The organism is Candidatus Nitrotoga sp. 1052, assembly GCF_927312905.1.
Lineage (GTDB): Bacteria > Pseudomonadota > Gammaproteobacteria > Burkholderiales > Gallionellaceae > Nitrotoga.
Genome location: NZ_CAKMHQ010000008.1, coordinates 1 through 12,596 on the forward strand (window position 1 = coordinate 1; position 12,596 = coordinate 12,596).

Sequence of the window (12,596 nt, forward strand, 5' to 3'; positions counted from 1 at the left end):
CCCCGCCGATGCCAAAACTCGCATCAAGGCTGTTATTCGGAAGCAGGCGATATAGTGCTACCGAACTTGTTGTGCTATAGCTACGGCTGCGCGCTATCACCACACTAGCATCGGGCAGTGCAGCAAAATTCCAAGTGAAATTACCCAGATCCGCCAACAAATTGTTCGCCCCGATCAGCATGCCATTGCTGGAAATCCGAATCACGAGGAGTGATCCGCTTGGCGAACCGAATAATGACGAATAGTATGGTACGTCGCGAATGCCAGCCAGCAGGGTGCCATCACTCAGTGAGAGCAAGGAGAATGGTGCGACAAAGCGTGTATCGGCAACAGCATAGGTAAGCTGTCCGGCCGTCCCAAACGAAGCTACCGGTTGCCCATGCGGATCGACCTTATAAAGACGCAGGTTCTGATTCGTCAGCACGGCAAAGACAACTGAGCCATCGCCAAGCAAAACCAGATCCGTCTGGAATGAACCCTCCCCAGACAACGCGAATCCGATTTTACCACTCGCGCCAAAATCCAGGTCAGGTGTGCCATCCGGCATTGTCTGCTGCAAATATGCAGCTCCAATTCCGCTGTTCGGTGTTGTCATTACGTAAAGCATGCGTCCATCCGGACGAACGCCCAACGCGATATCCGTTTGGGATATCGCCGGTACTGCGAGAGCGGGTGCGAATCCGGTGTAGAGCGTCCCGGTAGAGTCAAAACGAAACGCCGTGTCGGCTCTTCCGGCCACGACCGTTATCGCGCCGCTTTCTTGTTCAGCTGCACGCACCTTACCCATGAAGGGGTTGTTCTGTCTTGGCGCCACGCGCCCGTTCGTCCCGAATTCAATGTCGGGGGAACCATTTGCCGTCAGGCGTTCAAGAAAATAACCAAAGGTCGCGTCTGCATCTGAACTACCTGCAAGCACAACTTTGCCGGAAGTTTCAACCAGTATCGTGTCAATTTTGTCGTTGCTGTATTCGGCGGTGTTCATGACAGCGACAGCGAAGCCATCGCCTCGACCATAGCTTGTTTGAAGATGACCACTGCTATCGAGGCTTGCGACGGCTGCATCCGCGCCTCTAGGAAAACAAGGGCCAAGAAAGGGGGCGCATATCATGATCCGAGCGGCCGCAGCCGGTATCAACAAGCCGCCTGCGCCATTTGGCAGGACGCCTATGGCGGAGAACGCATCATAGCCGGCAAGTGCAATCGTCGTGCTGCCGGCAGCACCAAAAGCACTATCCAGGACTCCGCTGGCATCGAGGCGACTCACGTGCGCAGTTGTGGCGTAGACGCTGTCGAGCAATGCGATACTGCCATCACTCAGCGCTGCCAATCGAAAACCGTAGGAGCTGCCGCCGCCGATCTCAAGTCGACCGGCAGTACCGAAAGATGCATCGGCCAAGCCACCGGCAGTGACTCGCCACAATACGCGCTTGGTGCCGCTCGCGAGGGTTGAAGCATCGCCCATCAGAAGCAATCCGCCATTGACGGTGCGCACCATCGCGACCGGCTGATCGAAGGGGTTGCCCAAGTTGTGCCCCGAGACCAAACCGCCATTTCCAAAGCCAAGATTGAGCGTGCCGGCGGCCGTCACGCGAGCCAGCAGATAAGTGCCGCCGCTAAGGGCCTCTCTTGCCATGACTGCAAACCCACCATTCGGTTCAGCGACAAGTGGAACACTTGAGGCCATCAAAAAATTTGGAGGCAGGCCGCTGAGTATCTTTTCGCCGTTCGGTGCATAGGTGGAATCACGCACGCCGGCTGAGTTAAGGCGTGTAAGTCGCAATTCAAATTGTGGCTCTTGCGTGGGGCCCGGGAGTTGTGTGGCGTCTGAGACGATCAGCAGACCGCCGTCCGGCTGTTGCACGAAGCGCGCCCCGTCAGCCACACTGAAGAAACCTTGCGTGCCAAAGCTGGTGTCAAGAATGCCGGCAGCGGTGAGTCGGGTCAGTGTATAGCTGCTCCCGCTAGATTCATTTATCAGTATGGAACCATCGGCACCCTGCTCGAGTTGTTCGACATGATTATAGTATCCAATGGGCAGATCGAACAAGGCAACCCCATTCTGGCCGAACGTGGCATCAGGGACACCGTTCGGAAGCAGCCGGAGAACAAAAGCGTGCGATTGCCGTCCCGCCGTCCAACCGGCAAGCAGCAACTTGCCGTCGCGCTGCAGGGCGGACGCGGATGGCGTATCCTCCGCGCCGGAGGGCACCCCGATGCGCACGATGCCGCTGCTTCCGAACGAACTGTCGAGCGCTGGCGCTGCGTGCGCTTCAAACATCGTGGCATGCAACGCGATGAGCGCAAAAAGTATCGCGAATATTTTTTTAGTTGCCACCGTCCCTGATACCTTCAGTAAGCTTGACATCATTTTCCCTTATCAATATGCACACAGTCGAAACCAGAAACGTCCTTTATGAGGGTGCTTTGGAAAGGAATAAATGGCGGAGAGGTTGTGAACGTCCAGTTTTTTATGGCGTTCAACGCAGTGCTGAGCTGAGCTTTATTGTTTTATAGTGCTGCGCAATTAATGCATTTTAGATGGTACTTCTAGCTCATTTTAAATGCAACAAGGGAATCAATCCAAACCAAATGATATAGGTCAACGATGCCACCATCAGCCCATCAATGCGGCCGCATAGCTGTTGTTGTCTCCAGGCACGGTAAATCAGAAATCCGAGCAGACAAACATGGGGTAGCACCCACGGTAGCAATCCTTGGAAGCTCCCGCGCAAAGCCGGCTGATCTTTGATGAGTACCACGACTAATGGCGCCGCCGCGGCTAATACCAGAGCTAGCAGCGTTGTCCAGCCTAATCCCAGGCGTACCACCAAGGTGCGTTTGCCAGCTTGTTTATCTGCCTCGAAGTCTGGGATGCCTGAGAGGATGATGGCCGGCATTACCGCCAGAAGCAGCGGCAGGCTAATGAGCCAAGGAAAGGGACTGTTCCATTCCCCACCTTGGAATATATAGCCGCACAGTATTACACCAAAGCTGTGGGTGACAGCTACATTGAGTTCCCCCAGCCCACGCCAGGCGAGTTTCAGCGGAGGCGCGGTATAGCCCAGCCCTAATAATGTCATTATGAGTATTACGATAGGTACAGAACTGTTGCCTGCAAGATAATCCATGAGCAAGCCGGTACAGGCCGCGGCGGCCATCAATGATATTACGATGCCCACGCGTAGTTCACCGAAACTTAGATTTTTATCCACAAGTACCCGAGAGCCGCCAGTAAAGGGGCCGAAATGACGGTTGCACCGGTCACTTTCATAGTCGAACCAATCATTGGTAAATACCGTGGCTGCCTCCAGGAAGAACAGGCAGGCATAACCCAGCCAGTAGACCCCTGTGTTCCAGTGTTCACTTGCCGCGGCTGCTCCCAATGCGCCTACCGTATAGGCCATCCAGGTCATCGGATAAAACTGGAGACGTAGCGCCTTGAGCCAAGCTTTCAGTTTAGTGGTAATACGATCGATATAGCTTGAGGCACCATTCCTTAGGGAAAAACCGAGCCCACGGGATTGTTCCAGCCACTGGGCTCGTTGAATTGGCTCGGAGTCCTTCACTGGGCCCAGCGCAAGAATGCGCGTAGTAGTGATGCCACAGAAGCCTAACGCGGATCGCTTCATGGCATTGTGACCGGGGGCGCGGTAGATGAATCGGTATACCCAAGGTGGCATATCTAAAGTGGTGATGAGATGGGCGGTCTTGCCGGTCAGCAATCCCTCGAAGTGGCCGTCGTCACGTTCTCTGAAAGCAAATCCCGGTAATAGTATCCGATCAAGAAATCCCTTAAGACGCGCCGGTCCTACTCCCCACCAGGCGGGATAGATAAAAGTCATATGATCTGCCCACTTGATGAGCTGCAAGGCGTGTTCCAGACCAGGTTCCAGAGGCTGATCCCGAGGTGAGACTGGGTGTACGTCAAGGTCGAAGTCTATTGCCCCCAAATCTATTTTCTCAACTTCCATGCCGGCCGCTAGCGCGCCATTTTCATAGGCGTTTGCAAGGGCTGAACATAGGCTGGGGCTACGTGGATGTCCTAAGATTATAAGTACCTTCATCGTGGCATCGCTCGATTCATAAATTCCATCGGTTATGCTATTCGTCGCATATCATCAGCTTCTCAGCCATTTTTTTAACGTGAAACTCGCGCAGCGATTCGTTTGCTTCCTCTCCTACCGGGAGAAGGTTGGGGTGAGGGAAACGGGCATGGCGAGTTTTATCATCGGGGGCGGCATCTTTGCCATGCACGTTAGATTATTTTATCCGCTAACGCATTCGTGTTAGATAAATCATGTTGCAATAAATTATCGGGAACACGGTATTTATAGGGATTGTAAGGTTGAGTAAGGGGAAGTCAACCAACTGGCACGATGCAAAGGCATCTGAGCAGGTGTAATGGATGGTAGCCGGCCTCAAGTATTGGTCTCGCAAAGCGCTGGGATGTAGAACATTATTTCAGGTATTCTTTAAGAAGAAGGTGCGCTACACTGAAATGCAGCATCACTTTATTATCAGCTGTTGCACTTCGAATTTAAAGCCGCGCTACTTTATCAGGATGCAAATCCTTGCGGCGTCGGTTGCGGGAATCAATCAACGGGGAAAATGTCATGGCAGGTCATAGTAAATGGGCAAATATTCAGCACCGCAAAGGTCGTCAGGATGAAAGGCGCGGCAAGGTTTTTACACGCTTGATCAAGGAAATTACCGTGGCGGCCAGGTTGGGTGACAGCGATCCGGCCACTAATCCGCGTCTGCGTTTGGCGATGGAAAAAGCCTATGATCAGAATATGCCGAAAGATAACGTGGAGCGCGCCATCAAACGCGGCAGCGGCGAACTGGAAGGTGTGGATTATATTGAGCTTCGCTACGAAGGCTACGGCATCAATGGCGCAGCGGTAATGGTAAATTGTATGACCGACAATAAGACACGCACCGTGGCCGATGTGCGCCATGCTTTCACCAAGTACGGCGGGAATCTCGGTACGGATGGTTCTGTGTCATTTCTGTTTAAACATTGCGGGCAGATGATTTTTGCACCTGGCACCGATGAGAACGCGCTAATGGAAGTAGTGCTGGACGCGGGAGCAGAGGATGTAGTGAGCAATGATGACGGCAGTATCGAAGTTATCACCGCACCCAATGATTTTGTTGAAGTGAAGCAGCGCTTGGAAGCAGCCGGCTTTAAGCCGGAAATGGCGGAAGTAACTATGAAGCCTATTGTCGAAGTGATGTTTACTGGTGACGATGCAGTGCGCATGCAAAAGCTATTGGACGCGCTGGAAAACCTTGATGATGTGCAAGAAGTGTATACCACGGCCGTGATTGCGGAATGAATAAAGAGGGAATAGAAGGGATAAGGGGAAAGGGTAAATCCTCCCTATATCGATGAGCCTTTCTTCTGCCGCACGCATTTTAGGTATAGACCCCGGTCTGCGCATCACCGGGTTTGGCGTGCTGGACAAAGTGGGGCAAAAGCTCATTTATGTCGCTAGCGGTTGTATCAAAACGCCAGTAGGCGAGCTGCCAGAGCGTCTTAAAGTCATTCTCAATTCATTGCGTGAGGTGATTGAAACGCATCAGCCGCAGCTGGTGGCAGTAGAAAAAGTATTCGTTAACGTCAACCCGCAATCCACTCTGCTGCTGGGGCAGGCGCGCGGTGCGGCGATTTGCGCTGCGGTGCTGGCGAGCCTGCCGGTTGCAGAATACACTGCGTTGCAAGTGAAGCAGGCGGTGGTAGGCAACGGCCATGCGAAAAAAGAGCAGGTGCAAGATATGGTACAGCGATTGCTGGAATTATCCGGCTCCCCCAGCCCGGATGCGGCGGATGCGCTGGCATGTGCGATTTGTCATGCGCACGCTGGTATGGGGTTGGGCCAGTTGGCTACCAAGGGCTTGCGCATGCGGAATGGCAGATTAAGCTAAAAGCATGGTAACTTCTCCAGCCACAGAATAAATGTGATTGTAATTTTTCTAATGCAATAATTATCGCGCTTGCACGATTAGCCGAGAAAGATTAACAAGGGAAACATGATAGGGCGTTTGACAGGTAACTTGTTGGAAAAAAATCCGCCGCAAATTTTGTTGGATGTTCAAGGCGTGGGGTATGAGGTGAATGTGCCGATGAGCACCTTCTATAACCTGCCTGTACTGCATGAACGTGTGGTGCTATATACTCAACTTATCGTTCGTGAGGATGCACACCTGCTCTATGGCTTTGCTTCTGAGGACGAGCGCGTGGCGTTTCGTCACTTGTTGAAAATTAGTGGCGTGGGTCCGAAGTTGGCGCTGTCGGTGCTGTCTGGCTTGAGCTTGAACGATCTTGCCATTGCCGTGGCGAGTAAGGAAGTGGGGCTGTTAACCAGAATTCCAGGGGTTGGCAAGAAGACCGCCGAGCGTCTGTTGTTGGAGTTGCAAGATAAGTTCATCGTGTCTGTGTCGGATGGCGCAAGTGGTGTTGTGACGCCACATGGCAACGATATTACTAACGCGCTGTTGGCGTTGGGCTACAGCGGGAAGGAAGCGGATTGGGCAGCCAAACAATTGTCCGCCGATGCAAATGTGGCGGACGGCATCCGCCAGGCACTTAAGCTATTATCCAAAGCATGATCCAAAACGATAATCTGACTGCGGTCGATCGCATTATTTCTCCCGTTCCGGTCTCTTTGCAGGAGGAAATGCAGGAGCGTGCATTGCGTCCTAAACATCTGGACGAATATATCGGCCAGGAAAAAATACGCGGACAGCTGGAAATTTTCATTGAAGCAGCTCGCAAACGCAAGGAGCCTCTTGACCATGTGTTACTGTTCGGCCCGCCAGGACTGGGCAAGACTACGTTGGCACATATCATCGCACGCGAGATGGGTGTCAACATGCGCCATACTTCCGGGCCGGTTTTGGAACGTGCCGGTGACCTTGCTGCCCTGTTAACCAATCTCGAACCGAACGATGTGCTGTTTATCGATGAAATCCATCGTCTGTCGCCGGTGGTGGAAGAGATCCTGTATCCCGCGCTGGAGGATTATCAGATCGATATCATGATCGGCGAAGGTCCCGCGGCGCGCTCGGTGAAACTGGATTTGCCACCGTTCACTCTGGTTGGAGCAACCACTCGTGCCGGTATGTTGACCAACCCCCTGCGCGACCGTTTTGGTATCGTGGCGCGACTAGAATTTTACACCACCAGTGAATTGCAACGCATCGTGACGCGCTCTTCCGGTTTACTGGAATTGCCGATCTCGTCCGAGGGAGCCTTGGAAATCGCAAAGCGTTCACGCGGTACGCCGCGCATTGCAAATCGTTTGCTTCGCCGCGTGCGCGATTTTGCCGAAGTAAGGGCGCAGGGCGAAGCTACGCGCACAGTGGCAGATGCCGCGTTGACCATGCTCGATGTGGATGTGCAGGGATTGGACACGATGGATAGAAAATTATTGTTGACTGTGATCGAAAAGTTTACCGGTGGTCCGGTGGGCGTAGACAACCTTGCCGCTGCTATCGGCGAGGAGCGCGATACCATTGAGGATGTGCTGGAGCCTTATTTGATCCAACAGGGCTACTTGCAACGCACATCGCGTGGAAGGGTGGCGACCGCTAATGCCTATAAACATTTTGGACTGGTGCAGCCGCGCAATGTGAATATCAAAGACTTATGGGAGGAGAGCCAATAGAAACAGGGGATTGTCAAGAATCTGGCATTCGTCATTCCTGCATAGGCTGGGGGAAGGTTTTTAGAGTGGCGAGGTACACAAAAAGATAAGAAATAATTGCAACGAAGATCGTTGGAGCGAATGCATAAGTTGTGATGGTAGCCTGATTAGCACATTGGAACCGTGAGGGGTTGTCGGTTGAACCGATGCCTTGTTAATATAGAAATATACAATTGAAGATATGAATGGCATGGTTCAGCATGGTGCGCTAGATTCTTGGTGACAAAAACGCTTAAGATTAAATTACATGTTTTATTCAACCCTTAAATCAAATTTTTCACTGCCAGTGCGGGTGTATTTCCAGGACACCGATGCGGGAGGAGTGGTATATCATGCTAGCTATGTGAACTTTTTAGAGCGCGCGCGGACTGAGTGGTTGCGGGAATGCTATGGTTACAGTAATACGGGGTTGATGCGCGAATTCGGTATGGTATTTGTGGTTCGTTCACTGAGGCTGGATTATCTCAAGCCTGCTTTGCTTGATGATTTACTTGCTGTCAGCGCGCAACTGAAGGATGTCGGACGTAGTCGTGTGACCCTGTGTCAGAGTGTGCTGCGTGACGAGGATGTACTGGTTGAGGCGGAAGTACATTTGGTATGCGTGACAATGGATAATTTCAAGCCGGTGAGTGTGCCGGAAGTATTGCGAGAGCAATGGAAAAACTAAAGGATATTGTAAATATGGATGTAACACAGGATTTATCGTTTATCCATTTGATTCAGAACGCCAGCGTACTTGTTCAATTGGTAATGGGTTTATTGTTACTTGTTTCATTGATGTCATGGTGGTTCATATTCCTCAAGATGTTTACTGTCAGGCAGGCGGTGAAGCAAAGTGAGGAATTTGAGGAATCATTCTGGAATAATGATGACCTCAATAGGTTGTATCAAAATACTTCTGTAATGCGCGGTGATTCGGGCAGTATGGGACGAATTTTTGCCGCTGGCTTCACTGAGTTCCTTAAGCTCAAAAAGAAACATGATATGGACAACAATGCGGTGATGGATGGCACGCGTCGTGCCATGCGCGCCACTTATCAGCGCGAAATGGATATTCTTGAATCGCATTTGGCCTTTCTAGCCACAGTTGGCTCGGTGAGTCCTTATGTCGGGCTATTCGGTACGGTGTGGGGAATTATGAATGCATTTCGTGGCTTGGCTAATGTCGGCCAGGCCACGTTGGCACACGTTGCGCCCGGCATAGCAGAGGCATTGATAGCTACTGCAATGGGTTTGTTTGCCGCTATTCCTGCCGTGGTTGCTTACAATCGTTACTCGCATGATATTACGCGTCTAGCCTCACGTTTTGAAATTTTTATGGAAGAATTCTCTAACGTACTGCAACGTCAGCCATGATCCCACGCCGTTCCGCCATGCGCCCAATGAGCGATATTAACGTCGTGCCTTACATAGACGTGATGTTGGTGTTGCTAGTGATATTTATGATTACAGCACCACTGATGAATCCTGGGCAGATTGATCTGCCCAGCGTGGGTAAATCACTCGCGCCGCCTGTTGCGCCATTAGAAGTGATCATCAAGAAAGATACTACGCTGGCGCTGAATGATCGAAGTAAGAAGGGCCAGGAGCAGAGCGTTACACGTGAGGAATTGATTGAGCTCCTTAAGCAGAAGCAGGCGCAGAACGCGGATCAGCCAGTTGTGATTTCTGCTGACAAGAATGTACGTTATGAAGAAGTGATCAGCATTATGGACGTGTTGCAACGGCAACAGATTAAGAAAGTCGGTCTGTTGGCGCAAACCAAGGGGCGATGAGCGCGATCGTGTATGCCAAACCCTATAAGCTACGTGCCGGGGCATTGGCGCTGGCGGTTCACTGTGCATTCTTCGCGCTGTTATATTTTGGTGCCAGCTGGCAGGCGCAGCCTCCGCAGGGCATGGTGGTGGATATTTGGGATAGTTTGCCTGGGATGGAGACTGCTCCTGTAAAGGTTGAGCCTCCTAAACCGATTGAGCGGCCCAAACTGGTTAAGCCTATGCAGCCTGTGGCGCCACCTAAGGCTGATATAGAATTATCTGAGAAGAAAAGGCCTCAGGAAAAATCCAAGCCGGTGAAAACAGAGCCTAAACGGCAAGTGGCAAAAGTGGACGTGCAGGCTGAGCAAAGGAGACAGGAAAAGTTGAGGGTGCAGGTTGATCAGAAGATGCTAGCGGAGCAGAAGGTGCTAGCGGAACAGAAGGTGCAGGCTGAGCAGAAGATGATTGAAGAACGGAAGGCACGGGCTGAGCATGAGCGAGCTCGTGCCGAGCAGGCTAATATCGTTGCTAAGTTACGTCGCAATCTCAAGGCTGAATTGGAGAAAGCCGAGCCACCCAAAGTGGTTGAACCGGTGAAGTCTGCGGCGTCACTCAAGGCCGATTTCGAATTGGCTGAAAAGAAAAGGTTGCAGGAAAAGTTACAAGAAGCTGTGAAGCCTGAGCCTAAGCGACAAATAGAAAAGGTGGATGCTCAGTCTAAACTGAAGGCCCAGGCGGAACAGAAGGCCCAGGCGGAACAGAAGGCCCAGGCGGAACAGAAGGCTGAGGCGGAACAGAAGGCTGAGGCGGAACAGAAGGCACAGGCCGAGCAGAAAGCCTTGGCGAAACAAAAGGTAAGGGCGGAACGAAGAGCTGAGGCCGAACGAAAAGCTGAGATGGAACAAAAAGCTGAGATGGAACGAAGAGCTGAGGCCGAACGAAAAGCCGAGATGGAACAAAAAGCTGAGGCTGAACGAAAGACGCAGGCGAAACAGAAAGCTCTAGCTGAGAAGAAGGAGAAGGAGCAGGCCGAGGAGAAAGAGCGGGCGAAACAGAGGGCGCAGGCCGAAGAGAAAGAGCGGGCGAAACAGAGGGCGCAGGCCGAGCAAAAGCTGCTGGCGGAACAGAAGGAACAGGCTGAGCAGAAGGCGCAAGCCGAACAGAAAGCGAAAGTTGAACAAGAGCGTGCGCGCGCCGAGCAGAAAGCACAGGCTGAGCAAGAGCGCGCGCGTGCTGCACAAGCAGCGGCCATAGGCAGGGAAGTGGCTGAATATAAGGCCAAGATCATCGCCAAGATACGCCGCAATATCGTGATGCTGCCGGATATACCGTATAATGCGCGTGCGGAATTTGAAGTGACGCTGCTACCTGGTGGTATGGTGTTAAATGCAACATTGGTTAAGCCGAGTGGGAGCGCGGCGTATGACAGCGCGGTGGAACGCGCCATTAAGAAAGCGGAGCCGTTGCCCTTGCCGCCGGATGCGGCGCTATTCAACAACTTTCGTGAATTGCGTCTCAAATTTAGTCCAAAGGAATAGTTTATGAGAGGAGTGAACATGTTACGTTATTGGATTTTGCTGGTTTTGTTTTGCATCGCCTTACCCGCTCGCGCTGTGTTGACCATCGATATTGTAGGGGCAGGAGAACGCCAGATTCCGGTTGCTATCGTCCCATTCGCCAACGAGGAGAAACTCGCTCAGAGCATCACAGAAGTGGTGTCCATGGATTTGAAGCGCAGTGGATTGTTCCGGTTGGTTAACCCGGTAAACAAGACGCCGCATGAGCCACGCGATGTAGTGTATGCCGACTGGCGTGGAGTGGAAGCTTTGGCCATTGGCAGTGTGGAGACGCAGCAGGATGGTCGTGTCATGGTTAAATTCCGTTTGCTCGATGCAGTAAAGCAAACCGAATTGTTTGGCCAAGCTGTAACCGCCAAAGGTGATCAAATGCGCGCCATCGGTCATCGCATTGCCGACCTGATATATGAAAAGCTCACGGGCAATCCTGGGGTATTCAGCACGCGTATTGCGTATGTAAGCCGGCAGGGCAAGAACAACCGTCTGGTGGTGGCGGATAGCGATGGTTATAACGATCGAGCTGTGCTGTCGATCAATGAACCTATCATGTCGCCAGCATGGTCGCCGGACGGCAGCCAGCTTGCCTATGTGACCTTAGAGCAGGGTCACGCGGTTGTATATGTACAATCGTTAGTTACTAATCAACGATTGGTACTGTCCAATGCACGGGGAAGTAATAGCGCCCCAGCATGGGCACCGGATGGTAAGCATCTTGCCGTCGTGCTGACGCGCGACGGCAGTCCGCAGATATACCTGGTTCGTCCGGATGGCACCGACTTGCGTCGCCTCACGTTCAGCGGTGCGATCGATACTGAGCCTAGTTTTTCTCCGGATGGACAATATCTGTTGTTTACATCTGATCGTGGAGGTAGCCCGCAAATTTACAGGATGCCAGTAGAGGGGAAGACTGCTGAGAGGTTGACCTTTGAAGGTGGTAATAATTTCTCGCCGCGATATAGCCCGGATGGCAAGAGTTTTGTTTTTGCGCATCAGATTAGTGGGCGATTTCATGTTGCCGTTCAGGATTTCCAGAGCAGGCAGATGCAATTATTGAGCGAAGGTGGATGGGAAAAACGACCAAGCTTTTCCCCTAACGGAAAGCTGGTCCTGTTTGCAACTGAGGCGCAGGGCCGTGGTATACTGGCAATTGTTTCCAGCGATGGCAGGGTTAAGCAAAGGTTGTCCTCACAGGCAGGGGATGTTCGTGAGCCGACTTGGGGGCCTTTTTTGAAGCAGTAACATTATTTTATTTAATAAGGGATAGGGGATGAAAAACATAGTGATTGGAGTATTGCTGGCGAGCCTATTAGTTGCTTGTGCCAGCGACGAGCCGCCTGTGGGTGACCTCAAGAAGAGGGGGCGGGCAGTGGATGCACCCCTGTCAGCAGCGGTGGATTCTGCTCCTGGTGCATCTGTGGCGGTTGATACCTTGAGCGAGGCGGCAAATCAAGAGGCAGCGGCAAAGGCGGTAGCTGAAGAGGCAGCGGCAAAGGCAGTTGCTGAAGAGGCAGCGGCAAAGGCAGTGGCTGAAGAGGCAGCGGCAAAGGCAGTGG

Annotated in this window: 12 protein-coding genes; 10 read left to right on the plus strand and 2 right to left on the minus strand. The window is 52.2% G+C overall.

Annotation, left to right across the window (positions count from 1 at the left end; all coding sequences use genetic code 11):
* On the minus strand, nucleotides 1-2,368 hold a 2,368-nt coding region (locus tag MJ768_RS01245; protein ID WP_239287475.1), incomplete at its 3' end, for a hypothetical protein.
* 184 nt (nucleotides 2,369-2,552) lie between these two features.
* A complete protein-coding gene (locus MJ768_RS01250) occupies nucleotides 2,553-4,064 on the minus strand; it encodes an NAD(P)H-dependent oxidoreductase (RefSeq protein WP_239287476.1) in 1,512 nt (503 codons plus the stop codon).
* Nucleotides 4,065-4,613: 549 nt separating this feature from the next.
* Here MJ768_RS01250 and MJ768_RS01255 point away from each other — a divergent pair.
* The 10 genes from MJ768_RS01255 to MJ768_RS01300 form a co-directional block, all read left to right on the plus strand.
* On the plus strand, nucleotides 4,614-5,339 hold the full coding sequence (locus tag MJ768_RS01255; RefSeq protein WP_239287477.1) for a YebC/PmpR family DNA-binding transcriptional regulator: 726 nt from the start codon (nucleotides 4,614-4,616) through the stop codon (nucleotides 5,337-5,339).
* Nucleotides 5,340-5,391: 52 nt separating this feature from the next.
* Nucleotides 5,392-5,928 carry a crossover junction endodeoxyribonuclease RuvC gene (gene ruvC / locus MJ768_RS01260; protein WP_239287478.1) on the plus strand — a complete coding sequence of 179 codons (537 nt, stop codon included), beginning with the start codon at nucleotides 5,392-5,394 and terminating at the stop codon, nucleotides 5,926-5,928.
* Between the two features lie 105 nt (nucleotides 5,929-6,033).
* Nucleotides 6,034-6,612 carry a Holliday junction branch migration protein RuvA gene (gene ruvA, locus MJ768_RS01265; protein ID WP_239287479.1) on the plus strand — a complete coding sequence of 193 codons (579 nt, stop codon included), beginning with the start codon at nucleotides 6,034-6,036 and terminating at the stop codon, nucleotides 6,610-6,612.
* A complete protein-coding gene (gene ruvB / locus MJ768_RS01270) occupies nucleotides 6,609-7,670 on the plus strand; it encodes a Holliday junction branch migration DNA helicase RuvB (RefSeq protein WP_239287480.1) in 1,062 nt (353 codons plus the stop codon). The genes ruvA and ruvB overlap by 4 nt, the downstream gene beginning before the upstream one ends.
* Nucleotides 7,671-7,956: 286 nt before the next feature.
* The gene (ybgC, locus tag MJ768_RS01275; protein WP_239287481.1) at nucleotides 7,957-8,376 is read left to right on the plus strand and encodes a tol-pal system-associated acyl-CoA thioesterase; all 420 of its coding nucleotides are present in this window, start codon (nucleotides 7,957-7,959) and stop codon (nucleotides 8,374-8,376) included.
* Between the two features lie 14 nt (nucleotides 8,377-8,390).
* Nucleotides 8,391-9,065, plus strand: coding sequence for a protein TolQ (gene tolQ, locus MJ768_RS01280; RefSeq protein ID WP_239287487.1), 675 nt, complete (start codon nucleotides 8,391-8,393; stop codon nucleotides 9,063-9,065).
* Nucleotides 9,062-9,484 carry a protein TolR gene (tolR, locus tag MJ768_RS01285; protein WP_239287483.1) on the plus strand — a complete coding sequence of 141 codons (423 nt, stop codon included), beginning with the start codon at nucleotides 9,062-9,064 and terminating at the stop codon, nucleotides 9,482-9,484. Before tolQ ends, tolR begins: the two co-directional genes overlap by 4 nt.
* Complete coding sequence (locus MJ768_RS01290; RefSeq protein WP_239287484.1) at nucleotides 9,481-11,004, plus strand: energy transducer TonB; 1,524 nt, start codon at nucleotides 9,481-9,483, stop codon at nucleotides 11,002-11,004. The genes tolR and MJ768_RS01290 overlap by 4 nt, the downstream gene beginning before the upstream one ends.
* An 18-nt stretch (nucleotides 11,005-11,022) precedes the next feature.
* Nucleotides 11,023-12,282 (plus strand): Tol-Pal system beta propeller repeat protein TolB, encoded by a 1,260-nt coding sequence (gene tolB / locus MJ768_RS01295; RefSeq protein ID WP_239287485.1) that lies wholly within the window; start codon nucleotides 11,023-11,025, stop codon nucleotides 12,280-12,282.
* 28 nt (nucleotides 12,283-12,310) lie between these two features.
* On the plus strand, nucleotides 12,311-12,596 hold a 286-nt coding region (locus MJ768_RS01300), incomplete at its 3' end, for a hypothetical protein (protein ID WP_239287486.1).